The 26,233-nt window shown below is 44.6% G+C and carries 21 protein-coding genes; 3 read left to right on the forward strand and 18 right to left on the reverse strand.

All coding sequences use genetic code 11. The features are described 5' to 3' along the window. Positions 1–19: 19 nt before the first annotated feature. The 4 genes from ACJJIE_RS10945 to ACJJIE_RS10960 all read right to left on the reverse strand — a co-directional run bounded on the left by ACJJIE_RS10945 (position 20) and on the right by ACJJIE_RS10960 (position 4,771). Positions 20–1,045: a hypothetical protein gene (locus ACJJIE_RS10945; RefSeq protein WP_444894612.1), complete on the reverse strand. Its 1,026-nt coding sequence runs from the start codon at positions 1,043–1,045 to the stop codon at positions 20–22. Positions 1,046–1,155: 110 nt separating this feature from the next. Beyond that, a complete protein-coding gene (locus tag ACJJIE_RS10950; protein WP_444894613.1) occupies positions 1,156–2,244 on the reverse strand; it encodes a hypothetical protein in 1,089 nt (362 codons plus the stop codon). Between the two features lie 483 nt (positions 2,245–2,727). Next, positions 2,728–4,362: a PepSY-associated TM helix domain-containing protein gene (locus ACJJIE_RS10955; RefSeq protein WP_444894614.1), complete on the reverse strand. Its 1,635-nt coding sequence runs from the start codon at positions 4,360–4,362 to the stop codon at positions 2,728–2,730. Between the two features lie 4 nt (positions 4,363–4,366). Continuing rightward, positions 4,367–4,771 (reverse strand): hypothetical protein, encoded by a 405-nt coding sequence (locus ACJJIE_RS10960; RefSeq protein ID WP_282931735.1) that lies wholly within the window; start codon positions 4,769–4,771, stop codon positions 4,367–4,369. Between the two features lie 406 nt (positions 4,772–5,177). Here ACJJIE_RS10960 and ACJJIE_RS10965 point away from each other — a divergent pair, with 406 nt between their 5' ends. Beyond that, positions 5,178–7,241 (forward strand): TonB-dependent receptor, encoded by a 2,064-nt coding sequence (locus ACJJIE_RS10965; RefSeq protein ID WP_444894615.1) that lies wholly within the window; start codon positions 5,178–5,180, stop codon positions 7,239–7,241. Between the two features lie 89 nt (positions 7,242–7,330). Here ACJJIE_RS10965 and ACJJIE_RS10970 read toward each other — a convergent pair whose 3' ends face one another. Continuing rightward, positions 7,331–8,215, reverse strand: coding sequence for a hypothetical protein (locus ACJJIE_RS10970; protein WP_444894616.1), 885 nt, complete (start codon positions 8,213–8,215; stop codon positions 7,331–7,333). Between the two features lie 709 nt (positions 8,216–8,924). Between ACJJIE_RS10970 and ACJJIE_RS10975 the strand changes: the two genes are divergently transcribed. Further along, positions 8,925–9,737 carry a NosD domain-containing protein gene (locus ACJJIE_RS10975; RefSeq protein WP_444894617.1) on the forward strand — a complete coding sequence of 271 codons (813 nt, stop codon included), beginning with the start codon at positions 8,925–8,927 and terminating at the stop codon, positions 9,735–9,737. A gap of 309 nt (positions 9,738–10,046) precedes the next feature. Here the strand turns inward: ACJJIE_RS10975 and ACJJIE_RS10980 are convergent, their stop codons facing one another. The 4 genes from ACJJIE_RS10980 to ACJJIE_RS10995 all read right to left on the reverse strand — a co-directional run bounded on the left by ACJJIE_RS10980 (position 10,047) and on the right by ACJJIE_RS10995 (position 13,040). Next, the gene (locus ACJJIE_RS10980) at positions 10,047–10,454 is read right to left on the reverse strand and encodes a NosD domain-containing protein (protein ID WP_444894761.1); all 408 of its coding nucleotides are present in this window, start codon (positions 10,452–10,454) and stop codon (positions 10,047–10,049) included. Then, positions 10,455–10,859, reverse strand: a complete 405-nt coding sequence (locus ACJJIE_RS10985; RefSeq protein WP_444894618.1) for a hypothetical protein — start codon at positions 10,857–10,859, stop codon at positions 10,455–10,457. Between the two features lie 293 nt (positions 10,860–11,152). Then, positions 11,153–11,995 carry a right-handed parallel beta-helix repeat-containing protein gene (locus ACJJIE_RS10990; RefSeq protein WP_444894619.1) on the reverse strand — a complete coding sequence of 281 codons (843 nt, stop codon included), beginning with the start codon at positions 11,993–11,995 and terminating at the stop codon, positions 11,153–11,155. Between the two features lie 223 nt (positions 11,996–12,218). Beyond that, positions 12,219–13,040, reverse strand: a complete 822-nt coding sequence (locus ACJJIE_RS10995; protein WP_444894620.1) for a right-handed parallel beta-helix repeat-containing protein — start codon at positions 13,038–13,040, stop codon at positions 12,219–12,221. 454 nt (positions 13,041–13,494) lie between these two features. On the opposite strand from ACJJIE_RS10995, the gene ACJJIE_RS11000 reads away from it, so the two are divergent. Next, positions 13,495–14,535: an alpha/beta hydrolase gene (locus tag ACJJIE_RS11000; protein WP_444894621.1), complete on the forward strand. Its 1,041-nt coding sequence runs from the start codon at positions 13,495–13,497 to the stop codon at positions 14,533–14,535. A gap of 108 nt (positions 14,536–14,643) precedes the next feature. Here the strand turns inward: ACJJIE_RS11000 and ACJJIE_RS11005 are convergent, their stop codons facing one another. The 9 genes from ACJJIE_RS11005 to ACJJIE_RS11045 all read right to left on the reverse strand — a co-directional run bounded on the left by ACJJIE_RS11005 (position 14,644) and on the right by ACJJIE_RS11045 (position 25,652). Next, the gene (locus ACJJIE_RS11005) at positions 14,644–14,988 is read right to left on the reverse strand and encodes a YnfA family protein (RefSeq protein WP_444894762.1); all 345 of its coding nucleotides are present in this window, start codon (positions 14,986–14,988) and stop codon (positions 14,644–14,646) included. 14 nt (positions 14,989–15,002) lie between these two features. Beyond that, complete coding sequence (locus ACJJIE_RS11010; RefSeq protein WP_444894622.1) at positions 15,003–15,494, reverse strand: hypothetical protein; 492 nt, start codon at positions 15,492–15,494, stop codon at positions 15,003–15,005. Between the two features lie 327 nt (positions 15,495–15,821). Next, positions 15,822–16,478: a glutathione S-transferase family protein gene (locus ACJJIE_RS11015; RefSeq protein WP_444894623.1), complete on the reverse strand. Its 657-nt coding sequence runs from the start codon at positions 16,476–16,478 to the stop codon at positions 15,822–15,824. 406 nt (positions 16,479–16,884) lie between these two features. Beyond that, on the reverse strand, positions 16,885–17,709 hold the full coding sequence (locus tag ACJJIE_RS11020) for a right-handed parallel beta-helix repeat-containing protein (RefSeq protein WP_444894624.1): 825 nt from the start codon (positions 17,707–17,709) through the stop codon (positions 16,885–16,887). Positions 17,710–17,930: 221 nt separating this feature from the next. Then, a complete protein-coding gene (locus ACJJIE_RS11025; protein ID WP_444894625.1) occupies positions 17,931–19,652 on the reverse strand; it encodes a DUF8614 domain-containing protein in 1,722 nt (573 codons plus the stop codon). Positions 19,653–19,718: 66 nt separating this feature from the next. Next, positions 19,719–21,536 carry an ABCB family ABC transporter ATP-binding protein/permease gene (locus ACJJIE_RS11030; RefSeq protein WP_444894626.1) on the reverse strand — a complete coding sequence of 606 codons (1,818 nt, stop codon included), beginning with the start codon at positions 21,534–21,536 and terminating at the stop codon, positions 19,719–19,721. 185 nt (positions 21,537–21,721) lie between these two features. Next, the gene (locus ACJJIE_RS11035) at positions 21,722–22,633 is read right to left on the reverse strand and encodes an alpha/beta hydrolase (protein WP_282931725.1); all 912 of its coding nucleotides are present in this window, start codon (positions 22,631–22,633) and stop codon (positions 21,722–21,724) included. Continuing rightward, positions 22,626–23,729 (reverse strand): glutamine synthetase, encoded by a 1,104-nt coding sequence (locus ACJJIE_RS11040; protein WP_282931724.1) that lies wholly within the window; start codon positions 23,727–23,729, stop codon positions 22,626–22,628. The genes ACJJIE_RS11035 and ACJJIE_RS11040 overlap by 8 nt, the downstream gene beginning before the upstream one ends. A 1,059-nt stretch (positions 23,730–24,788) precedes the next feature. Next, positions 24,789–25,652 carry an FG-GAP repeat protein gene (locus tag ACJJIE_RS11045; RefSeq protein ID WP_444894627.1) on the reverse strand — a complete coding sequence of 288 codons (864 nt, stop codon included), beginning with the start codon at positions 25,650–25,652 and terminating at the stop codon, positions 24,789–24,791. Positions 25,653–26,233 lie beyond the last annotated feature (581 nt).

The following is a 26,233-nucleotide window of genomic DNA, read 5'->3' on the forward strand; positions in this document are numbered from 1 at the left end:
TGAACTTAAAATCAATAAGCTACTGAAGGCCCAATACCGTATTGTTATCACCATACTGGGCAGAACCTGCAAGGTTTCCGCCTGTTGTTTGGCTAAGTCTTGTAGAATTGCTGGCTCCAGTTTGGACAGCAGCCGCTGTATTAAATCCGCTAAATTGCAATATTAAAGATTCATTGAGTAAACCACTAAACTGGAGTGTTTCTGCAGTGTTAAACCCAACGGTCTGTAGCGTTATGGCCGTGTTTATTCCACCAAGCTGTTCCGTATACGCGGTACTAAATAACCCCTCTTGTTCAGTTAGGGCTCCAAGATTGGTACCATTTTGGAAGATAAAACTATCATGTCCTAAACCTACCTGTCGCGACTCCGCACTATTATTATTCCCACCTGCTTGAATCCCTACAGAGTTAGATGCCGAGGCCAAATTCTGGTTAATAGACATTCCGTGTAAGTTACCGGCCTGAAAGCCTATTGCAGTATTCATCTCACCAGCATTCTGACTCATAATAAGGTTGAGATTCTCACCCGCCTGAACCATCACTCCCACATTAACAGATGCATCCTTCTGAGAGCCATACCCCATGTTATTTACCCCTACCTGGCTAATACTTATGGAATTATTAAGACTACTGGCTTGCTCAACGAACATGGTATTACTGGAACCCACCTGGAAAATATCACTTATATCTCCCTCCGTATCAACCTGCTGGGAATTACCAGTATTACTTTCTCCATATTGAGCAACTGTAGAGGTCGTAGATATCGCACCTTCCTGCAGTACATTTGACATGTTGGCGATACCAACTTGTCGTTGGATAACTGTACTAGATATAGTCAAGCCTTCCTGTGTTACCTGAGCATCATTAGAATTGCCAATTTGTACCTGAATGACGGTACTGCCAACTACCGTTATCTCACTCTGATCCGCCGACGCGGTATTACCATTACCAATTTGGATAAGCTCATAAGTGTTATCAGCAGCCACTGAAAAAGCGCTAACCATCGCAGCTAAAATACCCACCGAAATAGGCTTGAACGAATTCATCACTAACTCCTTAAAGCTGCAGGCAATTAGGCTTGCCGCCGCTATTTTTTTACAGAGCCAAAGAATGTGACAGATATGCCCCTTATCACTTCAGCACTCGAACCTATAATTTACTGAGTTAACATACCCACATTACCGTCTCCTACTTGAGTAGTAGACACACTATTATTAGCGTTGGCTTGTGTAAGAGTGATCTGATTTGAGTTTCCTAGCTGGGAAGTGGAGCTGGCATTAAAGCTAGCCAGCTGAGTGACCATTACAGAGTTTCCTGATCCCCCTAATTGCATAATATCTACACTATTAAAGGCACCTGCCTGATCTATTTCAGCAGTATTGGTGCTGCCATGCTGTTCCGTATAAACAACACCAAACTCTCCGCTTTGAGTAATATCTACACTGTTTGATTCGCCAAATTGCTGAGAGTATGCCTCGTTGTAGACACCAGTCTGAGAGTGCCAGGCATCCAGGCCTTCGCCTTCCTGGCGAATTTCACTGTAGTGCCCGATGGATTGTTGAAGAGTATTTGCGCTATTGCCTGTACCATCCTGAGCAACAATTGCAGTAGAGTCAAAGGCAAGAGTATGACTTATATTTAATGTATTGGAACTTCCATATTGCTCAGTGGTAATACTATTCCCTACACTTGCAGTTTGTGTCACTGCCGCACTCTGTGCACTACCTTCTTGATGCATAGAGATAGAGTTTGCTGCTGAGCCAGTCTGCGATACATTCAGAACGTTAGTATCTCCCACCTGAACAATACCAATAAACTCATTCAGTGTATTTGTTTGAGTAAATGAGGCTTCATGATTATCCCCAATCTGCACTATCAAAATAGTACTTAACTCGGCAAACTCCTGCGCGGGTGTCGCTGAGTTATTATCACCAATTTGCTCTACTAGAATGCTTGAAAAAACTGAGCCGGCTTGGGTTGCCTCAATATAATTACTATCACCCACCTGTGATTGTTGAATCAAACTGAAGGAAGTAAATAGGTTCTGGGTTGCATTCACCTCATTATCATCACCCACCTGAACTTGGATAACCGTATCACCAACAGCAGAATTGTCACTTTGATCTGAGTTAGCGGTATTACCCGATCCTATCTGAAGGACATCATAGGTGTGGTCTGCGGCAAGAGCGGCAGTTCCAATCATTGAAAATAAAACAGTTGCTGCAACAGGTCTGTACATGCTCATCTAATACTCCTTAAAGATGACAGGTCCAGCTCGAAAGCTTTTACGACGATTTTTTCAAGAACGCAGCATCATTGAGTAGAACAAATATTGAGGTCGTGGCGCATAGCATAGGCCACTTAGGGGCGGGCGGTAACAGTTGAATGACTGGCTTCATAAGTCAAACTCATACTACTTCGCATACAAACAACAATATTGCGATACTTCTTGAGTAATAAAACGATGCTGAAGTCAGTATTAATGAAAAAAGATACTTTCTCTATGAGAGATTAGTTGTGAGCGACTGGGAAGAAAGTGCCTTTCCAGGTGGAACCTCCGCCTCATCAAATAGCGGTAAAAAGTTTAGTTGTCAGGTTGGAGTATATGTAGGGAGGAAAAAATGCCTGTATTTATGGCAGCACTTGTACATTCTGCCAACTCTTAAAATGAAACTTGCGAGGGCAATAAAAAGGGCCCTGAATAGAGCCCTTTCTTTAACCAATCCTGTTAACTCGATGCCTGTGGATGAGTATTAGGCAGAGGAGTTGGAATACTGCTTTCTGTTACGGGGCTCTCCACCACCTCAGACCAGACACTGTCCGGTTCGATTTTTGCCTGCCGCTTGCGAAGATGAACTGAAAGTAAAGCAAGTGATACACCTATCAGTAGCGCAACAAAGTCCACTGCCCAGACCTGAGTGGCAGCTCCCAGCAACTCGCCTTTGATAAGCGAGCTAATTGGTATCAGGAAGATAGCAGCGGCACAAAAAACAAGGAGCTGCCGAGCAGCGGCCATGGGACGACGAACAAATGCCCAAGCCACCGCAAATAAAAAGCCTGTGTAATAAGTGGTTTTCTGCCAAAATTCAATATCCACTTGCGCATGGGGCAACCACTTAACCGCCAGCATACTGGCGGCGATACCCAAAATAGTGCCCAGACCAACGCCCACTGTGAGCCTTGCCATTACCATTGATGAGGTTGTTTGTACCGGCAGAGCTCCCTGCGCCCTGCGTTTTTTACGGCGGCTTTCAATCCACAATAGATTGCCAGTAAAAAAGATCAGTGCCCCCATAATCCCGAGCACGAAATACACCCAACGCACTGCATTTCCACCAAAACTGCCAAAGTGCAGGGAGAAAATGCTCATTACTGTGCCACTGTAGCCATTAAAGTTGCTCGGCATAAAGCTGCTATAAGGAATCTCGCTCAAATAAGGGTTGCCTAGTACATAGGCATACTCCGCACCGCGCACCACCTCGCCATGCATGATTCCACCTACACGCATACGCGGTGAGCGGGTATCCAAATTTATATAAAGGATTTCCGCCATCTGGAATTTGGATTCCCACTCCTGGATCGCAGTTTCTAACTCGGCAATCGGCACCAGCTCAGAAAAGCTCTTAACTTCTTGGGGGGCGGGTCGAGTGAACATGGGCGAGTCGCCGTAGGCCGTCACGCGCAGGGCATCATAAAGCGGGTCATGGAAAGCAAACACAAAGGCGGTAAAGGCGATGACCAGGTGGAACGGTAAGGAAGTAATCCCCAGCACATTGTGGAAATCCAGCCAGTAGCGCTTGCGGTTCTTACCCTTTCGGAGTACCAATAGATCCTTAAACCAGGTTGGCAGGAAAATAATCAAGCCAGAAACCAGCGCAATAAAATACAGTGCCGCCACAACACCCAATACATAGGTACCGAAAGCATCATGGCCTTCGCCACCGGGAATACCGCCGGTGCGATGTAAATGGTCGACAAATTCACCAATCGCAGAAACGGTAAAGCTCTGAGTGATCAGCTTCCCATTTCCATCGAAACTGGCATACCAGAGAGTGTGATCATGGGTTACTTCATCTTCTATTTCCCAGCTCACCGGCGCCACCTGCAATCCAGCTAGCGGCAAGTGAACTGTCATTCGCTTTGCGGCTTCAGGATGCGCCTGTAAAACCTCTGTAATAAGGCTGTCATACTTTTCGACAGAAATACTTGGCAGGGTAGTCTCAGGTTGTAGGGCCCATTGATTGAGCGGCCCTTTAAACATAGTCAGGGCACCAGCGACAAAAGCGATATATAGAAACAGGCCTGCAAGAATACCGGTCCAGGTATGCACGCTCTTATAAGTTTTGATCAGTTCAACACGCATAGCCTCAGCCTCCGGATCTCGCGATCCACAACAGGGTAAACAGCACCAAATTTAGCCCCAGGTAGAGGGACAACATGCGTCTTACATTGATGAATAGATACACCAAACTCACCAAAGTTAGCCAGATAGGGGTAATTATCCACATCACAAATTGGCTTCTATCGTCGACCGCTACATCTCCAGGGCCCCATAAGGCAATCAATCCGGAAATGGCAATCGCAATCGACAATCCGAAGAAAACTGCACAAAGGCTTTTTACCCACCACTGGGGCTTATAGCCTTCTAATCCTTTTTGAATACGCTTCTTTTTCTTTGCCAGAACTTTGCCCGGCTTATCCAGCACACCACTAAAAGGCAGCAACCCCAGAGCTAACATAGTTGTGCTAAGAAGTGTAAAGGACGCGGACATTGCCGAAAAACTTTGATGGAAAAGCACCCATGAGATAACGAGAAGCGCAAGACAGGTGAGGAGAGCGGGGTAAAACTGGATCGGCCTCTGCTCACGCCACTGTTGGTTTGGACACCCCAAATAAAAGACAGAGGACGCAAGAATACAACCAAGTAGTCCGAATCCTGTTAAAACTGAGGAATACATTTCTAGTTTTCACTTAAGAATTAGAAGTACTACTACCAAAGGGGTAGCAGACTGATTACTAAGCATTGACCAATCGTTGAAACACAAGCCGCTGCTCAAAGTAAGAATATTAGAAGTTTATTTCGGTATTCTTATATTTGCAAATAAGAATGATTAGCATTATATTCCGTGCCGATCTTCTTTGTCGTTCTGACTTCTTTATATTGCTAGGGATTACGCCATGTTTAAACGCCACCTTCTCAGCAACGCCGTTTCGCTTGCTATTGTTGCCTCACTAAGTACTGCCGTATTAGCTGCAGATGAGAAAAAGGATGACAATGCACCGCAAGCAATGGAAAACGTCATTGTTATTGGTGAGAAAACAGAGCGTTCCCTCAAGGAAACCACTTCTTCTGTATCCGTAATTACCGAAGAAACCTTAAATAGCATGCAGCACCTGAGCATCACTGATGCGGTATCCAATATCTCTAACGTAGTAGTACTTTCTGGTGCCACCCCAGATATTCGCGGTGTGTCCGGCAACGGTTCAGCCACTGGCTTTAACTCTTTCTCCGGTGGTGCAAAAACCCGAGTTTCTACACTTATTGATGGTGTTGCCGAGCCTTTTGTCGCAGACCTTACTGGCGACTCCGGTATTTGGGATGTGGAGCAAATTGAAGTCTTTCGCGGCCCCCAGTCCACCAGCAACGGCCGTAACAGCATTGCCGGTTCCGTCTATATCAAAACCAAAGACCCGAGCTTCGACTGGGAAGGTGCAGCTCGCGTTGGCTACCGCGATCAGGACGGTTACATCGATACTTCCGGTATGATTTCCGGTCCGATCGTTGAAGACACCCTAGCATTCCGCCTCACTGCCCAACAGCTCACTGGCGACACTATCAGCAATGCTCAAGAGTACGAGGGCAACCCCGCTGACTTCGACCTGAACACCCTGGAAACCCAGCGCCTAAAAGGCAAGTTGTTGTGGACCCCTACTGAAAAATTGAAAACACTGTTTACTGTGTCCACTAACAGTGAAGACGGAAATACCGGCCGTATGTACTACACCCTGACCGGTGTTGATGACTACGAAACTTATTTCTATCGCGACATGGACACCGAATCCATAACCACCAGCGCAAAAGTGGACTACCAAATCAGCGATGATATTTCTATCGAGGTCCTGGCAGCCTATATGGATTACCAGTGGGGCTTTGATTCCTACGAAGAAGATGCCAGCAGCCAACAGTATGTTCGCATGGACGAGCAAAATACCACTATCGACGCAAAGCTGAATTTTGGCCTCACCAGTGACACCCTGCACGGCTTTATCGGATTTGCGCACTTCGAGAGAGAGCAGGAGTTTGACAGCAGCGGCAGCACCATTTATTTCGGCGATGACGAGAGCTCCTCTACCGCTATTTATGGTGAAGTAACCTACGCACTGACTGACCGATTGAACCTGATCAGTGGCCTGCGTGTGGAGAATGAAGAGCAAAGTCGTGACTTCAACTTCAATAATGGCTACTTGATCGCGGGGCTGGACCCAGACGAAACCGACAAAACCACCACCCTGCCTAAACTCGCCCTGCAATACGATCTGACTGAGGACACAATTGTTTCTGCCAGTGCCCGCAAAGGCTACAACGCCGGAGGTGGCGCCCTTAACTTCGCTGCAGAAGACTATTACTACTACGATGAAGAAACCGTTAACACCTACGAGCTGGCAGTACGTAGCTCCCTGGCTAACGGCACCATCAACCTGAGTGGTAACCTGTTCTTTAACGACTACTCCGGCTACCAGGCCCTGAGTTCTTCCCGTGTTATCGTCAATATGGACGAAGTTGAGACTTACGGTATGGAACTTGAAGCAGTCGCCATGCTGACTCCATCATGGGAATTGCGTGCCGGGCTTGGCTTGCTGGAAACTGAAATTACTGATGCCGGTGCTGACTACTCTGATGCCGATGGTAATGAGCTCAACTCTGCGCCCAACATTACTGCAAATCTGGGTACAAAGTTCTGGGTTACCGATGCGCTCAACGTCGGTATCTCTGCAAATTATGTGGGTGAATACTACGGTGACTTTACCAATACCGAAGAGAGAGTTGCTGGCGATTACGTTTTGACACGCCTGAATGCTAACTATGAAGGCCAGGACTGGAGCATCTCTGCTTATATCAACAACGTATTTGACGAAGAGGGTTACTTGACTCTTGAGCCAGTTGGGGATCGCTACCCCGATGGCTACGTAGCAATTGTTGAGCCTCGCAACGTCGGCGTATCTGCTACTTACCGCTTCTAATAAGCTATTTATCGATAGCTAAAAGCCCGGTCGCTGAGCGAGATTACTTCGCCCAGCGACCAGCACTCAAATACCCTTCTCCTCTCCCCCTACTGCACAATAATTACCATATTACTGTTCCCAATCTGGGTAACATTGGCATTTTGAAAGTCATTTGCTTGGCTAACGGTAAACATGTTCAAATTACCCTGCTGCAATGAAGTGGCAACACCAAACATTCCGCTTTGGATAGTTGACCCCATATTGGTCAAACCAATTTGAGTCGTGCTTGCCAAATTAAAGCTACCAGATTGAGAGTGGAGAATCGTATTGGAGTCACTCTGCTGACTTATGGCACTGGTATTATTATTATCTGTTTGCGTCACAGTAGCGTTATTGCTATTTCCCAGCTGACTTAATGTGGAAGTATTTGTGTCAGAAACAAATTGCGACACAGTAGCCACATTCGAGTTCCCTTGTTGAGCAGTTACCGCCGAACTGGTCATACTATTGGTTTGCACAACAGTACCCGTATTTAAATCACCCACTTGATTGATAACCGCATTATCAGTAGTGCTATTCGACTGTGTAACTGTACCAAAGTTGGTCAGGTTAAACTGGTTAATAGTTGCCACGCTGGTAGTAGACAACACCTGATTAATTACGCCTGTATTAGTTATCCCATTCTGGGTAACAACAGCAGTCACCGTATCAGATGAATTCTGGCTAACAGTGGAAGTATTTGAGGTCCCGGTTTGTATCTGATTTACCGTGCTTGTGGTATTACTGTTTACCTGGGCCGCAAATACCGTGTTATTGTCGCCAATTTGGGTTTGGCTAATAAAGTTAGAAGTCACAGTTGGATCACTTTGATCCGCTGTCGCGGTATTACCTATTCCGCTTTGATTCTGGACCGCAACATTGTCAGAGGCAAAAACACCCTGACTTGCAATAGCAAGTAGGACCGCAGCCGCCAACGGGGCACACCTTTTCATATTTATCTCCTTAGAATATGAAATGTCGCTAAATTAAGATTCTTATACCGCATCAAAACAAATTTAATTAGCACCTACGCAACAACATTAAGAGAAAGTAATTTACGATCAGCTGCGCTTAATTTTGCTAAAACAAACACCAGAACTTCAGTATTTATGCTTATAAACTCTCGCTTCTCAAGAACTCAATCCCCAGTTTCCTTCAGGAACTCATGCTTGATGCTGTGTTGAGTCTTATCCTCGATGGCACTTTCAGCAATAGGAGAATAGTGCGGAAAATATAGGAAGAAAGTTTTCCCCTATTTAGGAAAATAGCCATACTGGAGGCAAATCCATTATTTTTAACGCCATCACTACACACACACGACGAAACCGCTCAAACACACCCTCTCTTAATATCAACCAGGCCACAAACCACTCTAGAAAATCACGCCCTCACTAATTGACACGCCACCAAAGAACAATTATGGAAACACTACGCATATTTGAACCGAAAAGCCAACCTTTAAACTCATCTATAAAATACCAAATAATAAAAACCCAACTCCTCCAGCACATATCCCATCAACATAGTTAATCAATAGGAATTATTCTCCATAAATATGAGAACAACTTCCTATTGCCATCAACCAAACAAAGACCAAAATTCGAGATATTTACACCCTATCAACCACTTCAAATATCAGACAATCACAATAGGAATATATCAATGAAGGCGATTTTAAATATTAAAACATCATTAATCGCAGCAGCAGGCTGCGGCTTAATAAGTGCATCGGGTATTGCTTTAGCCGTAAGTTGTGGTGATATAATCTCTACCGCCGAAGTATTGGATGCGGATATATCTAATTGTGCGATTTCTCCTGCCATCACAATAATGGGCCCTACCGGTAGTCTCGATCTCAATGGATTTTCATTATCCTGTGATGGCTTGGTTGGCACAGGAGTTATGCTTGAAGGAACTGCAGCTGTGCTTACTAACAGTCAGATATCCAGTGGCATCATTTCATCATGTGATATAGGCATATCTGTAGAGGGCAGCGGCCTCCACAATGTCATCGGCGTTACAACGCAAGAAAATGGATCTTTGGGAATGTCAGTCAGTAGCAGTCGCAATATTGTCAGCGGCTCAATCAATGATTTTAATTTTGGTAATGGCATTATCGTTCTCGGCGACTGGAATAGTTTTTTTGAAGTAAGCGCCACCAGCAATGGGGAAGGTGGCATTATTATCTCAGGAGATAACAATCAAGTTTTCCAAAGCACCGCCAGAAATAACACTTTTTCTGGAATAGCAATCCAAGATGCAAACTACACCAACATTATACTAAACACTACATCAAGTAATAATGAATACGGTATTTCAGTAAGTAATTTTGGGCAAGTAGGGAATTTCGTAACAGGAAATACTGCTGAATCTAATGATATAGATGACCTATTTGATGATAATACTCCTGCCTGTGTAGGAACCACATGGTACGGTAATATTTTCAGCTCATCAAATGACACCTGCATAAACTAGCTTAAAAACAATTGCGGGATTCAAGGCATTAAACTTCTAGCCTTTGAATCCCGCATAAAAACAATTAACGCTTATCTATACCTTACTTCTGAGAATATCTCTCTATAACTGAACCAGCCTAGCAAACCAAACTCTCCTCTCACTACATCAATCCACACTGGCCGACTGGATATCCCTCAGGAATAAATATGAAAACGAAAATCTAAAGGGAGATCAGGCTTTCAGCAATTACACTAGCTGCAGCATCCGTAATACTGTGGCGATACCATTAAACTGCCTGCAAGCCTATCAACTTATCGTAAAACGCTATTAATTTGACGTTACACAATCTCCGGAAGTAGTAGCGTCAGGTGAATTCCCAACCCAGCTATTTAAACAGGGTGAACTATTATTATCTTGCAGATCAAAATCTATATTTCTGAAAACAGTATTCCCGACAATCACATTGCCAGACTGCCCCAGAAGTTCCAGTAAGATTCCAGCGGTATTCGCCCCTCCAATCCCACTCATTGAGACGGTATTTTGGGCAACCGTATTACCATCTGCTTTACCGATTAAGATACCATTTATTGTGCTTCGACTGATCTCATTGCTTACAATAAGATTGTTATTACCCTCTAACTGAATACCATTCCCTAAATTATCTAGGATCGAGCTAGAAGACACATTATTATTATCACCAGCTATAAATATGCCAGTGCCACTGTTTTTAAATATTCATGACTGAATAACAGAGTTAAAACTACTATTAACAGCGATCCCTGATATATCTGTTCCATCTACTCTGATTGCCTGTATATTGTGGGCTCCAGTTCCATCCAACGATATTCCGATGTCACATAGTGTTACCACACCATTTGATAGGAAAGCCGCAACACCGTCAATCTGGATACCAACAGCAGAACCATCGCACCTAAGGGTGTACTCTGCCATGTCTAGGCTACCCGTAGGCCCCATTATCGTTAGTGCGGGTTCTGTTGAGCACACAAGATCCTGATCAAGTACTTCAGGACTAGTAATTGTGTCACCACAATCAACCGCAAAGGCGGAACTACCTAAAGCAAAGTATAAAATACCAGGTACCACAAAGTGCCTAGCGGATCCCCTAAATTCATACACCATACAATCCTCCTTGAATCACCTTAACAATCATATCCCTCAGCCAACCAAAAGGCTGGGCTATCTCACGCAGACAAAATAACTATAGAATATATCCCTTGTAGTCTTAGCTAACCTCACCAGCAAAAAATCACACACAATAATAAAACCTATGGGAAATAGAGATAGACGTAAGGCACCTTAAAAAGACTTGCGGCACGTCTCATGAAATTTTTGTAGAGTAAAGACATTAACTCTAGAGATCTGAAGGCAAATAATGAACTGCCTTCAGATCCAAATTTGCAACTAAATTAATGTTACTGTGATGTCACACATTCACCAGAGGTAGTCGCATCAGGAGAATTTCCTATCCAGTTATTCTCACAGGGTGCAGAGTTGTCATCTTGCAAGTCAAAATCCACATTGCCAGAGACAGTATTGCCTACGATATTGTTTCCAGTCTGGCCAAATAGCTCCATTAAGATTCCTGCAGTATTTGACCCTTGAGTGCCATTATTCTCCACCGTATTCTGACTGATAAGACAGCTACTGGCGTTATTAATTTGTATTCCAGTTAAAGTATTATCCGATACTGTATTTGACGATATTATTGAACTGCTACCATCTACCTGTATACCCGTTATTTCATTTCGACTTATGTCATTAGAAAACAGATTATTTGTTCCCCCCGCGATTATAATACCTGTACCTGCATTATCCGATATATTTGATATGGTTAGCGTATTATTACTACTAACAAACTCAATACCAGAAGAAGTATTACCAGAGGTGTTCAGGCCGAACAAATTATGAATACCGGAACCTTCTACAGAAATACCTGTATTGCAATTAGATACAAACCCATCCTGTAACACCCCGCCCGATATTATGGCCGCAAAACCATCGACCAAAATTCCCACTGTAGTTCCATCACAACTCAGCGTATAACCATTCAAATCCAGATATCCGGTCGGCCCAGTTACAGTCAAAGCCGGGGTAACATTACAGAGCAAATCTTGATCCAGTATTACCGGACTGGTTATGGTGTCTCCACACTCAACGGCACCATTTGCCTGTGAACACACAGATGCAGACAATAAAGAAGCTGCCAAAGAAGTTATCAATGCCTTGTTTATCACAGATCGAGATATAAAGCTCACGAAAGACCTCCCAAAGAAAGCTCAAATACAGAAAAGATAAGTCATGCTGATTTTGAGCCAAAAACTGGTAACAGCCATGGGAAATTTGTCCGAAAAATTTAGTAAATTAGTTTAAGCAGAGAATGGAGTATATTGATATACAAGCTATAGGATTAGAAATAATAAAAGATAACACCACTACCGAAGCCACCATAGTGGCATTATCTTTTCATGCCCGTATATTTCAATCCAAGCAGCTAGGATCTACAGTGTCAAAAGTATTGTTTCGCCATAAATTGGTACCATTGCAGGGATCACTGTTTAAGTCTTGCGCATCGAAATCTTCATTGAGAATCCCCACATTTAAAATAATCAAATTATATTGCTGATCAAAATCATTCATTAAGATTCCTGCCGTTCCCGCACCTGAAGTGCCATTATTTTCCGATGCATTTTCAACGATCCAGCTATTACTGGAATCATTAATCTCTATTCCTGAGCCCATATTCTCAAAACAGAAATTTTCTGTTATATATGACCGATCACCATCTATCTGGATACCACTCAGGGTGTTTTCTTCAAAGGTATTCTGGAAGACGTTATTTCTCTCTCCAGTAACAATTAGTCCAACCCCCGTATTTGCTTGAGCGGTACAGGCTGTCATATAGTTGCTATTGCTCACTAATTCAAATCCGGCGCTGGCATTTGCCGTGGTCGATACCGCTTGAATATTATGGAACCCATTTCCATTCGCTAAAACACCCACCTCACAATCCGCAACCTGCCCTCCTCGAAGTAGCGCAGCACGCCCCTCTAACAGCACTCCAACTTCACTACCATCACATTGAACCTCATATCCTGTCATATCCAGGCGTCCATCTGGGCCTATTACTGTTAAAGCGGGACTGACATCACAAGTGAGGTCCTGGTTCAGAGTAACAGATGTGGTTATCGTATCCCCACATTCAACATCATCGGCAATCGCTGGCTTGGAAATGGTGATGTTGGATATCCCTATCATTGAGACAATGGCGATTTTATAGAGATTTGAACGAGGGAGTTTCATCAAATTTATCCTTAGCGCTGTATTCGTTATTAATAGTTCCGGGTATGCCTAGGAGATTTTGATCCAGCGCCAAGAAAGAGCCATGAGAAATTGTTCCTAATAAAATAGGAATTTAGTTTGGTTTTCCTTTTAATATGCGCCAGTACAGCTACGGATTTATTGGTTTCACTAAAGAAAGGAGGAAGAAGGAGAGGGCTAAATAATAGAGTAAGCGTCGCCACCTGGTTAATACATCTCCCCCAACCGCTTCTGTGGTCTTTCGCTCGAAATACCCCAATAACAAACGCTTTTGCACAGAGAAAAACCTGAACCCTCAATATATTATCCTTGTCTCTAGCTTATTGATTCAATGAAAAACAACACAAGATATGCGGCACCGGAAATATCGAAGCACAATTTATTGCTGGGAGTTATTGACACCGATTCCCTTAAAATCTAATCTTGTAGAGGCAATATGCCCCTGAATGAGACAGCCATGGGACATCATTTGCCTGCAAAAAATACTAGTAAATTTAATATAGCAATTATCATTATTGCCACCTGTTTAACCATGCCAGCTTGCTCCAAGAGAATCGCCACACTTATAGAAAGATCTAAAAGCTTCCCATTTACAGAAACAATAACGCCAGAGGAAGTAAGCGATTTAGATTTTAAAAAGGATCAGTTTTGCACAAAAAATAGAGAAAACTGTGTCAGCTATTATTACGCATCACCACTACCCAAAAACAGACTTAGCTATTCCGTTACATTCGACGCACATGACCAGGAAAGCACTGTTAACCTCAACATCAGTAGAGAGCAACTAAAAAATAAATATAAAGGAACGATAATTTTGTTTCATGGATTTCGTGCCTCTAAAGAATTTATGCTGCATTCAGCATTATATTTTCGCTTTCTTGGATTCAAAGTTATAATTCCGGATCTTCTTGGCCACGGCGAATCAAACAACATTAAAAAATATGGTGTCGGCGATAGCAAAATCATTAACCAGCTAATCAACAACTTGATTAAAAAAGGAGAAATCGAAGATAAAAACTTATATTTACTGGGCAACTCCATGGGTGCGCTAACTGCACTATATATTTCCACCCTAAGATCTGATATAACCGGTATAATATTGCTAGCCCCAATGCTACCTTTTGATCAAGCTTTTTATAATTACGCAAGACTAAATCATCCTATACTTAGTCGGATCATTCCTGACAAAGATATTCGCCGGGGAGCAAACCTAGCTTTAGAGAGATCCGATATAGAACCCAGCGAAACCAATATTCTCCCTCTACTCAATGCCTCCAAGATTCCGGTATTATTAATCTCCTCATCTACAGATCGAATAGCTCCATATAGTAATTATATGGCTTTAGATCAATCAAACATTGAACTAATAGAAAGCCCCAATAGAAATCACCCAAGCATGGCTACTATAGGAGAGATTGAGCATAGAGCAATTATTAATTGGCTTGATAAAAAAGGGGATGTTTGCACAAGCCCATAAGCTCTTTGAGCTTCAGGGAGATCTACATCTCATAGGTTTTGCGCCAACAGGAAATATAGTAATCAACCGTTATTCATATTGGATAACAGTAGGGTGTATGTAATTAAGCTAACTAACCATTTGTCTAGGTGAAAACATAATAATAGCCATACCCAGCATTGCTACAGCGGCACCACTCACATCCCAAACGGTGGGCTTGACACCGTTAACCAACCATAACCACATTATTGAGCTCAAAATATAAATCCCCCCATAAGCCGCATACACCCGACCCGCAGGGGCCGGATGCAATGTCAGCAGCCAAGCAAATATTGCCAGGCTAATACCTCCTGGCACTAGCAGCCAAATACTTTTATCCTGCTTTAACCATAAATAAACTGTATAGCATCCAATTATCTCTGCAAGCGCCGTAGCCAGGAACAAAGCTATAGTTTTTATTTCAAATAGCAGCATAAATAATTTTGCACTCAACCATTTACCGGGCAAACATTTTCAAGACGCATCGTGAAGGCTCTTTTCATATATGAGAATTGCTCAATAGTCTCCATATGCTTACTCAGGGAATTTCTTGCTCGTGTAAATTTTCTCTTTTCCGCTTCATTCATTCCCTCGTGAAACATATATAAACTTTGCAGTGGCGCCATGGCAGCTTTCTCTGTCCGATAAAAAACATCATCAGACATTGCCAAATCAACTTTATCCCGTATGGAGCCATCCGGCATAATTTGCACTGATACGCTGGGAACGTAATTCGCAATAGGGCCGTCAAAGTTAAGAACGGTGGATTCTTTCTCACTCAACTTCTTCGCCACATAAACTTTAAGCTTGTTATTGCGCACTTCCAATTTTACAAACGGCTTAATGATTTTAAACTTCTCCTTATCCTCCTCAAATAGTTTCACGGAGGCCTCAAGCATCACCAAACTTTGAGTATTGATAAAGCGTTCATATTCTTCCAAGTGGCACGATGCCTGTACCCCACTACTCAACAAGAAACATAGACTAAAGGCTAATCTTTTCATTGATCTAAATATTATCCTTAATATTTGATAAATTGATCGCCTCAAACATCAACTGGCGCACTGGTTAACCCAGCACAGTTTAGACCGCATTGGCATCACTATTAGCCAGTGATTGCGCTTGAAACTTTCTTACGATAAAAAATACGTACCCTGCTTCTTTTTCCGATTAATTTACGCCACTAATAGTAAAAAAGGTGAAGCTGGTTCAGCTTCACCTAACGGGTTTAGTCACTAAAAAATCCTGATCTCTGCGGAAGTTAGTCCCTACCGATAATCCGATAGTACTACCGGTGGCAGTTCAGCAGCCTCTGACATCCACTCTTTTACGCTGTCACGCCCCAGCAACCGGTCTATCCACTGTTTGGTAAGCGGCCAGGGCTGCAAATCTGGGGCGTGGGAGAAAATTCTTATCACTGTTGGCACAAAGGCTAAATCTGCCAGGGACAAAGCACCCATCAAGTAAGGGCCACCATTTTGCTCAAGCTCTCCCTCCCAGGCGGCAAATAAGCGCTCCGCATCCATCTCTTCTTCAGGGGTCATTAGACGTTTATCTGGATAAAATGCACTTTCAAAGGACAGACGTGGACACAACCCGGACAACCCAGAATGTTGCCAGCTAAGCATGGCCCGGGCTCGGGCCCGCATCAATGGATCTTGAGGTAACAGCTCACCAGAGCCAATGTCATTGGCATATTCCATAATGGCCAAGGAATCAAAAATAATCATATCCCCCTCTTCCAGTACCGGTACTGATCTCGCAGGGGATAGCTCACCGATACGCTGTAAGTTCTGGAATCGCTGTGGCCGGCGAATATCTACAACCACTTCCTCAAATTGAACATCCTGTTCACGCAATGCCAACCAAGCCCTAAAGGCCCAAGTGGATGCATTTTTAGTACCCGAGTACAGAACACGAGACATAATTAATCCATTGTTATAGTTGAATTATATTGATCAATTGGGAGCTTCACTTATACCGCTTAACCGCCAAACAATTAGAATATAGCATCAAATTTATTGTGCATTAACAGCACTACGATTCATAGCCATCAATGCCTCATCACAAACAGCTATTTTTTTGAATCGCCTCACAAACTTAAAGAAACCAAAAGGCGACTCAAGTTTAGGTTAGCTCTCACTATTCAATTGAATCGCCTAAGAGACACAACTTACTACTGGGGTGGAAGGAAAGAATACACCGCACTCGAGACACGCAGTGAATACATCCCTGTAAGCTCCTAATCGGCATCCATGCCTCATAGGGTCCCGAGCGCGGTGTAGTCTTTCCTTCTCCCTTTTTAGTAAGTTTCGCAAATCGCGAAAAAATTCAATCCAGGCAGCTTGGACTTTTAGTAATGGCATCATTAGCGTACCAAATGTTGGTGCCACTACAATCGGGATCAACCGTATCATATAAATCAAAGGAAAGATTAAGTTCAGAGAAATTTCCAGTTATGACATTATTAGTTGAATTCGTGAATTCCAAAACGATACCTCCACCATCATTACTTGATACTAAATTTTGGGAGATTATATTACTGGATGAGCCCTCGATTAGAATTCCTGCTCCACCATTGAATGTAGATATATTATTGAACACATTTGAAAAGCTATCATCTACCTGAATTCCATCAGAGACACTGAGCGATACAACACAAGAAGAGAGAGTATTAAAATCATCATCCATATCAACACCTACCCGACCACTATCAGTGATTATGCATCCACTAATATTGTTAAAGATACTGTCAATATCAATACCATCGTCAACACTACCAACTAGCTCAGTTCCGACGACCGTGTGATAACCCACACCGTCTATAAAAATATTGTCAAAACAATCATTAATGGCACCGCCAGTCAATACCGCACCTTGGCCCAGGATACGTATTCCAGCACCGCCAAATCCCGCACCTGTAGCACAGGTCACAGAAAAATCTCCCATACTCAAACTGCCTTCAGGACCAACTATCGTAAGGGCATCAGGCTCAGCAGCAGTAAGGTCACAGAGTAAATCCTGTGTAAGCACTTCGGCGGTTGTAATAACATCACCACAGGATACCTGAGCGGATACTACAAAAGAGTATGACGCTGTAAATAGCCCCATTACGCCTAATATTAATAACTTAATAACTGACTGCTTAATATCCATGTAAAACCTCTGTCAATATTGTATAAGAGTTGGAATTCCTAGCCTGGGATACAGACTGCCTCCTTAGTTTGGACGTGACTATTAATTCCGCCATAAGAAAAAGTACCTAAAGTACTAAGCTGCAATCAGCGGGGAAATAGCAAATCGAAGGGGGGGGTAAATTTTCGGGGCACAAAAAAACCCGGCAGGCGCCGGGTTTTTTTAAACAAAAGGTAAGGAAATTACTTCAAACCAAGTACTTCTTTACCCTGAATAAAGGTAACGTCAACCGGAATATTGGCCTCAGCCAAGCGATCCAAATCAGCCTGCAGTTCAGGGCCAATTACGCCTTTAGTCTCCAGCAGTGATTTGGCTTCCTCGTAGTCACCATCACCCTGGATAGTAATGATTAAACGAGACAAGTTGGTCATCGCCTGTTGCATCTTTTCAAAATCAACGCTGTATTGACCAGTCTTGGGATCGCGAGTGAAGGCACCCTGCTCCTTAAAGTAGTTAAAGCGCATCATATTGGCTTTACCATGGGCACTGGCTGCACCAAAACGTACGCTGCGGAAAATACCCGCCAGGAAGGTAACATAGTTATCCATCAGCTGGCCTTCTTCCAGCTCACCTTTTTCATGCAAGCGGGTAACCATGTACAGACCGAGGATATCAGCCTTACCTTCTTCCAGGGCGGAAGAGGTTTCCTTCAAAGCCTGGCGAACATTATTTCCGCCTTCTACGGTCTTTTTAATTCCCAAACCGTGGGCCACTTCGTGGAACATGGTGTTGGCAAAGAAAGCCGGGAAGGTAATATTTTTGCGCTGATCTTCTGCAATCAATACATCGCTGATCGGCACCAGGATCTTGTCAAACTTGGCCTGCATTGCATTCTTCAGCTGCAAACGGCGAGTGCCTTTGGCCAACTGTACTTCCTCATCATTGGGAAGGTTAATGGCAATAGTCTTGGAGCCCGCGTTACTATGGCCGGCGTAGAAGAGTACATCGTAGGCATTCAAGTCTGAATCAGTACCGGGCTCTTCAGATTTGTATTTTTCCTCAACCGGCAAACCCTTCTGCAGCTCGGGCAGCAGAGAGGCAAACTTGGCCAGTTTTTTACTCCACTCTTTGTCTTTCAGCAGGACGTAGGACTCATAAGCGGTACGATAGGCAAACAGCTGGTCTTCATAGTTTTCAATAGGACCAATAACCACATCGATATCATTCTCCTTCATATCCATCCAGGCCATATCGCTGGGGCGGAAATTATCGGAGAGAAGTGCATCGGCACGCATAGTGAGGTAGTTAGCAAATTCTTTGCTCTCAGCCAATTCAGCTGCCTGGCGCAGAATGCTGGCTGCCTTATTCAGGTCCGCATTGTAGGCTTCGTTGTAAGGCACCAGTTCGAGACTGCCAGACTCATTGCGGCGTACCAGGGAGTACAAGCCGTCTTTTCCTGCCTGGTCCCATTTCTCGAACTCTTCGCGGGTCATATCCGCTGGGTAGAAGTTAGCACCCAGGGGCTTATCTCCATAACCAACAATAAACGGCTTGTTGTCGTTAAGGCGATCCCAGGGGCCATAGTTGATATCGGCAAACTTACGAGCGCGGTTGTCTTCAATATCCGGGAGCAATTCCTCAGCTGGGCCGTAGGATTGCAACCAGAACAGGCGATCCATAATCTGGCTGGCATCAATCAGCAGGCCAATCATTTTGCGCTGGTTGTCGGAGAGACCGCTTAGATTTGCAGTGAGCTCAACCGGTACATAGATATCAAAACGCTTATCCGCATCTTCTACCTTTTGGCCTGAGGGCACAGGTACAGTCTTGGACTCTACAATCTGAGCCTCAGCTTCCGCTTTGGCAACTTCTTCGGGCTGCTGCTCTTTTTTGGAACAAGCGCCAACAAGGGCCAGTGCCAACACTGCTGCCGCTATCTTGGTAGCCTGAAAAGGAATGGTCATATCGCTCTGCCTATCATTTTTTTGTATCGGCGCCACATTAGTCTGGCTGTAGGGATTTATCAACCGTCATGGCGTAGGCACCTCGGCCGCCTGGGTCTCAGTTCCACGCTCCTGTTGCTGCATACGCCAGAGGGCCGCGTAGTGTCCGTCAGCCTGCATCAATTCCCGGTGGGCTCCCTGCTCGACTATTCCGCCCTGATCCATTACCAGAATGCAGTCTGCATCCACAATTGTGGAGAGGCGGTGAGCGATCACTAACGATGTCTGCTCGCGGGCAATATCCTGCAGGGATGCCACTATGCCCTGCTCTGAGTGGCTATCGAGAGATGAGGTCGCTTCGTCAAAGATCATAATCGGAGGCTTTTTCAGCAGGGCCCGAGCGATAGCAACCCGCTGCTTTTCCCCTCCGGACAATTTAAGACCCCGCTCCCCCACCAGGGTATCGGCCCCCTCTGGCAGTTGCTGAACAAAGCCTTCCAGCTGGGCGTGGCGGATCGCCTCATCCACCTCGGTATCTGAGGCATCTACACGTCCGTAACGCACGTTGTCCCGGATCGACTGGTTGAACAACACCGCATCCTGAGGCACAACACCAATAGCCCTGCGCAGCGACTCCTGGGAAACACTGCGAATATCCTGGCCATCAATGGAAATTGAACCGCTGTTAGCGTCATAAAAACGAAACAGGAGCTTAAAGAGGGTGGATTTACCTGCACCGCTAGCGCCAACAATTGCCACTTTTTGCCGTGGCTCCACAGCAAAGCTGATACCTTTGAGGATCTGGCGATTATCTTTGTAGCCAAACTGGACGTTATCAAACTCAATTCGGCCTTCCATCACGGTGAGGGGGGCCGCCCGGGGAAGATCTTCCACAGCAGGTTTTACCGCAAGTAAAGAGAACATCTTCTCAATATTTGCCAGTGCCCCTTTCATCTCCCGGTACACAAAGCCGAGAAAATTTAGCGGTATAAAGATCTGCATCATAAAGGCATTCACCAATACGAAGTCACCGATGGTCATAGTGCCTTTGGTGACTCCTACCGCGGCAAGAACCATTGCTGCACACATTGCGCTGGCAATAATCAGCGCCTGGCCACTATTTAGGCCAAACAGGGACAGCCTGTTCTTACGCCGGGCCTTCTCCCAACTGGCCAGCTCCCGGTCATAGTGACCGGATTCATGTCGCTCATTGGCAAAGTACTTAACCGTCTCATAGTTGAGCAGACTATCAACTGCACGACTGCTGGCTTGTGACTCCGCCTCATTCAACTCCCTGACAAAGCGCGTACGCCATTCAGTGGCTACCACTGAAAAGCCGATATAAATAATCACTGCGGCCAACACTAATAGCGCAAATAACTCGCTGTAATTCCACCAGAGCAATCCCGCCACCATAGCTATCTCTACCAGCGTGGGTACGATATTGAAGACCATAAACCGCATCAGGAACCCGATGCCGCTATTGCCCCGCTCAATATCCCGAGAGAGCCCACCGGTACGGCGGTTCAGGTGAAAATCCAGGTCCAGCTTGTGCAAATGCTGGAACACTTCAAGCCCGATCCGGCGCTGGGCCCGCTCAGTGACATGGCCAAAAATCGTGTCTCGCAGTTCGCCAAACAGAGTGCTGGAAAGACGCACAGCCCCATAGGCCAACAGCAGCCCCAAAGGTAATGCCACTGCCTGGGCCATGCCCCCAGCACTATCCAGGTCATCGACAATATGTTTGAGCAAAAATGGCAGGGTAACACCCGCAACCTTGGCGCCAATCAGGCAGAGGATCGCCAAGACTACGGCGCGGCGGAACTCCAATAAGTAGGGGAAGAGGGTTTTGAGTGCACCCCAGTGCACCTCATCCAAAGAGACAGTGGATTTGGGTCTCGGCATAATCTATCCAGGAGGAGAAAACAGGCGCCCATTATAATTCGTCAATAGAACTTATATAGACGCTTGTCTCTAAAGCGCCGCCCCTCACTCCCACACAAAATTGACACTGTCGCCGATACAGCAGTAGTCATCAAACGGCAAAATGTTTTTGCCGCCTAAGAGGACTTCAAAAGACTAAATCGTCGCTAGGCTTTCATATTCTCAAGCATATAGGCAAGGACTTCATCTTGGTCATCGACTAATTTTTCTATCAGATCAAGATGGTCCCGATTATTAGCTAATTTGAAATAACAGGGATTATCCATTTCTAGCATTTTCTCTTGATACTCTTTGGTCTGCCGAAAAAATTCCAGAGTATCAAATTCAGGCACTATTAAATGTAGCGGGCATCTTGTTGTATCAATACCAGACACTAGCATCTGGGGACTTACCTTTTCAGCAGATTCCATCGACATCTTAATGAGATCATTGAAAAAACTATTAACCAATGGGCGAACATCAAATATGCCAGCGAGGGAGAATGCACCTTTAAATTTACGTTGAGCAGTTACCGGAACGCCAAATTGACTCCAATCTGTCTGATGTAATAATGCCACCAGCTGCCCCCCAACCGAGTGCCCCACTAAGTATACAGATGGAGATCCTTTTTCCTCGGCCTCTTTTAGTACGCTCGCCACTGCCCACTGCATCTGCGCGACAATAGACTCCATTGGAGTATCATTTTTCCAGTCCGTGGCCATACGGTAACCCGGCATATACACTGCAAATCCTTCTTTATTAAAAGGCTTGGCCAGAAAAGAAAACTGTTCTTTTGAAAACCACTGCCACCAACCACCGTGAATATAAATTACAACCGGAGCATTTTCAGGGACTTTATCCGGCCTGAATACATCCATCGAGCCCGAGTAGTCCCCTTTCCCAAAACTGACAGTTTGTAAACCGTCCTTAATCGCTTTGCGATAAGTTAAACTGCGACTTCCAGTAAACTCTGCATGAGACGGCAAAAGAAGATCTGTAGGGAGGCGATGTGTCCACAAAACGGGATTATATTGTTCGTCCGTTTTCTCACGAGTAAAGCAATTCCAAAATTCACTCACGGGTAACACCCTCACTTTTCGCTGGGATAGTGTGACCACTTCGGTCTCTTAATGTATTGGCACTGCCTTCCGTATCACGATGGCTTTTCGTCAAAAGTAGGCCAGCTTCGCGCAGTGACCGCAACGCATCAGCATCGTCAACGTCATCGATGGTAGAAGCAATAAGGTTGTACCCGATGTGATAAGGGTCTGTATTGACCCCGGAGTGTAGTCCTTCCAAATAGACACAACCTTGCCTGACGACAGGCCGGGCTTCTCGAATAAGTTCATCGTCATGTTCGACATTGAACTTCCCGTTAAGCGCATTAACAATATTCATAAGGGCCTTTTGTCCCTTATCTGGGTCTCGAGTAATGGCGGTCGAAAACTTAGTTCGTATGCAAGGTCCTTTCCAGCTGTCATCAAGATATTTGCTGCTGAAAAATACGCGCACCATAAATCTTTCGCAAACACGATTCAAAAGGTATCGGGCAACCCAAACATCGTCCGCTATCGTTAGCGCATCGCAACATTCACCATCAATACCACGATAACCGATTCGGAATACCCATTGCCCCAGCGTTATGGTTTTGATCTCACTGATAAGAATTCCAGCATCGATACAGGCTTTCGCATGTGCCTCAGCAACCTTTCGCCCATAAACCGATTCACTGCCTACACCACAGTAATAAACCCTTTGCAATAAAAAGGCCTCAACCCCTGAAAAACGAAACGGATAGCAATCAGAAATAAGTTTATATTCCTGTTCAAAACCCAGCTGTGGTTCAATAATTCTCTCCAGACAGTCTAACGTTTTTCTTATTCTGGCACGTATATTTGACAGGTGAATTTTTTTACCTTCCTCAAGTACCTCACAAAGTACGATATAGTCATTTAGCCCACGTAGTGGGTCCCGATAGACTCGAATTGGATTGAGGAAACAGTCGGAATCACTATCATCCAACTGCTCCGTCTTGGAGCGGTCAAAAGTCCACAACGGGAAATCCGTCACTACCGGACAATCTGGCAAACTAAGAGCTCTGGCCTTCGAACGAATCTGCTGCATCGGACCCGCTTCATCAATCCAGAGGTACTCCACGAAACTGAGTTTACTCATACCGATGACCCTTTTTAAATTTCTAAGTTAGCGGAATATGCTCCTGACCACCTCACCAGCAAGAACCAACTTACCGGAAAACATATAATCCTTTGAAGGTATCCCCATATAAGATTTTATTAAAAAATTAACCCTGGATCGTGTTATCTACCATTTAAACTATCGAGGTATTTACCTTAATGCCTCAAATAAAAGCAGAGGGATTTTTTAGCCGGCTTGATTTCTGCTTATGGTAGGCCTTTCTATCTCCTAAAACGCAGAACATTACAATTTAAGGGGGCATCGATCCTCTGGTTAATCCAACAAACTGTACTGGCGCCTCATCAAGTGAGTCTCCGACTGAGACCACATCAACAGTCCAAGCAATTCAAGATACTTTCATCCCTAAATACCACTCTGATTCAAACGAATGCAAACTAATCTACCAATACGATAAATCTCTAAACAACAATTTGACTTTAAGATCTTGGCGTAGATTCGGAGCCATATACACTATGCAAGCACACCAACGTAGAACATAAAGACCAATAGAAAAAGCCTATTTTTGAGAAATTTATTGGTTAGCAATAGGTACAAGATAGGGAACTTGCTCACAAATAAACTATTCGAGATTACAAACTTATGATGACACCAAATAGTAATCAGCTATTACCCCATGAATGCACTCTAAACCGGCCACCAGATCAACCTAACCACACTTGGCAATAGGCTGAATGATGAACACTCCTCACAGGGTGGGGCCGCGCCAGTTTTGGGCGGCCAAATTTTCTGTAGCATAGCGCAGGAAACAAGTAGATTTTGTTGCGAATAACACTTACCAATCAATGAAAATATTTTTTGTATAAAGTTCCCCCCTTTCCGTAAATACCTATAAACATTTCAGCAGCAATTCCTTTATGCTCGAATCTCTAATAGAGAGATAATAGATGGTATACACGGATAACCGCCAACTGGTAAATTCAACTTATCAATTTTAATGATTTTTTGTGGAAGGCTATTTTTTGATTGCATGGACTACTGCAGTAAGAAAGGTTGCATTTTTATGGAATAATCAGCCTCTCAGTACAAATATACGACACCTGAATCTTCCGCAGATTCATTGGCCTGATCGCTCATAATACCGATGGCCGCCCTGTCCTCATTGGGAGTTCCGAAAACTAAAGTATGACCATCCGGGCTCAAGGCGATGGACCCGCCGAAACTATCACCTGTCTCGATATGATTTGTCTCAATATACGCCTGCTGATGCCATGAATCATCCGCGCGGACAAACATATAAACTGCTCCAGAACCGACTGAATCATTATTCATCTGACCTCTATCAATACCGGTTGTGGCGCTAGCCTCTCCATAGGCACCTATGATCAGGGTATGGCCATCTGCACTCAGGGCTACTGAGATACCAAAACGGTCAAAGACATCAGAGTTACTCGCCTTGATGTACGCTTGTTGATGCCAGGTACCATCCTCACGGGAAAATACATAGACAGCTCCAGAACCAGCTGAATCACTATTTGCATGGTCATCATTAATACCAACAACAGCGCTAGCCTCATCGGGGGCGGCCACGGCAAGGGTAAGTCCATTCGCACTTAAAGCTATGGAACGGTTGAAAAAGTCACCAATTCGAGTGCTAAAAAATTCATTACTCTTCTGGTCACCACCTATATCGGTGGCTACCTTGTTGCCCACCCCGACGTCCGCCCCCCCATTTGCCTTGGCTGAGTATTTAGAGGTGTGAGTTGCAAAGGCCGACCCTACGGCTGGGCTGGCCACCTTCTCGACCATAATGGTCGGGGCATGACCCTGATCGTCACCGCCAAAGACTGTGGACAGAATAAAAACAACCGACAGTACAAGCCCCAACAACAGGCGTATTAATATCATCGCAGCAGGCTCAAGTTTTGACACTACGTAATACATAGTCATATTTCCTTTTCTTTTTCCCTTAGGCATGGAAAGAGGAATTCCCCGGTTGCAAGGGGACATAACAAAGCCCCAAAGACACCACCTTCTAGCAGATAACTGGATTCACCAGCAGTGAAACAACCGACCGTGGGATTCAGCGTTGAAAAAATTGGAGTTGCAGAAATGAGGAGCCAGCACTGGAGTAAAAAAAGCCCGGCAAGCTACCGGGCAAAGGGGCTTGTGCGGGGCCAGCACAAGCAGGGGAGGTTGCATCAAAGTGCGAAAACCTTAACACCCAATGCATTATTGAATTTCAACCAGTAAAACTGTCAAACATGGTACTCATCGTGTAACCGACCAAGTAAATAAGTTATATTTTTGTTTAAGTATCGTTTGGATTACTATTCGGCAGTCAAACTGATTTAACTGGAAGGAGCTTTTGAACAATTCTTTAATATCCCTGCAGACTTTAAAGACTACAGATGTTAGGAGTAGCTCACCTCAAATAGCTGCAGCCCTTTGCAAAAGCTGCAACACAGCAGGCGTAGGTAGCCTTCAAGGCCTTTTACCGCTTTTACCGCTTTGACCACTCCCTC

The organism is Microbulbifer maximicatervae (SeqCode) (genome assembly GCF_052467325.1).

Excerpts from the sequence above, each read along its gene's own strand:
- ACJJIE_RS10965 (WP_444894615.1), top strand. The coding sequence starts at position 5,178 with ATGTTTAAACGCCACCTTCTCAGCAACGCCGTTTCGCTTGCTATTGTT.
- ACJJIE_RS11015 (WP_444894623.1), bottom strand. The coding sequence starts at position 16,478 with ATGTCTCGTGTTCTGTACTCGGGTACTAAAAATGCATCCACTTGGGCC.
- ACJJIE_RS10995 (WP_444894620.1), bottom strand. The coding sequence starts at position 13,040 with ATGAAACTCCCTCGTTCAAATCTCTATAAAATCGCCATTGTCTCAATG.
- ACJJIE_RS11000 (WP_444894621.1), top strand. The coding sequence starts at position 13,495 with ATGCCCCTGAATGAGACAGCCATGGGACATCATTTGCCTGCAAAAAAT.
- ACJJIE_RS10950 (WP_444894613.1), bottom strand. The coding sequence starts at position 2,244 with ATGAGCATGTACAGACCTGTTGCAGCAACTGTTTTATTTTCAATGATT.
- ACJJIE_RS10975 (WP_444894617.1), top strand. The coding sequence starts at position 8,925 with ATGAAGGCGATTTTAAATATTAAAACATCATTAATCGCAGCAGCAGGC.
- ACJJIE_RS11030 (WP_444894626.1), bottom strand. The coding sequence starts at position 21,536 with ATGCCGAGACCCAAATCCACTGTCTCTTTGGATGAGGTGCACTGGGGT.
- ACJJIE_RS11025 (WP_444894625.1), bottom strand. The coding sequence starts at position 19,652 with ATGACCATTCCTTTTCAGGCTACCAAGATAGCGGCAGCAGTGTTGGCA.
- ACJJIE_RS11040 (WP_282931724.1), bottom strand. The coding sequence starts at position 23,729 with ATGAGTAAACTCAGTTTCGTGGAGTACCTCTGGATTGATGAAGCGGGT.
- ACJJIE_RS11005 (WP_444894762.1), bottom strand. The coding sequence starts at position 14,988 with ATGCTGCTATTTGAAATAAAAACTATAGCTTTGTTCCTGGCTACGGCG.
- ACJJIE_RS10945 (WP_444894612.1), bottom strand. The coding sequence starts at position 1,045 with ATGAATTCGTTCAAGCCTATTTCGGTGGGTATTTTAGCTGCGATGGTT.
- ACJJIE_RS11020 (WP_444894624.1), bottom strand. The coding sequence starts at position 17,709 with ATGGATATTAAGCAGTCAGTTATTAAGTTATTAATATTAGGCGTAATG.
- ACJJIE_RS10955 (WP_444894614.1), bottom strand. The coding sequence starts at position 4,362 with ATGCGTGTTGAACTGATCAAAACTTATAAGAGCGTGCATACCTGGACC.
- ACJJIE_RS10985 (WP_444894618.1), bottom strand. The coding sequence starts at position 10,859 with ATGGTGTATGAATTTAGGGGATCCGCTAGGCACTTTGTGGTACCTGGT.
- ACJJIE_RS10960 (WP_282931735.1), bottom strand. The coding sequence starts at position 4,771 with ATGTCCGCGTCCTTTACACTTCTTAGCACAACTATGTTAGCTCTGGGG.
- ACJJIE_RS11045 (WP_444894627.1), bottom strand. The coding sequence starts at position 25,652 with ATGTATTACGTAGTGTCAAAACTTGAGCCTGCTGCGATGATATTAATA.
- ACJJIE_RS10970 (WP_444894616.1), bottom strand. The coding sequence starts at position 8,215 with ATGAAAAGGTGTGCCCCGTTGGCGGCTGCGGTCCTACTTGCTATTGCA.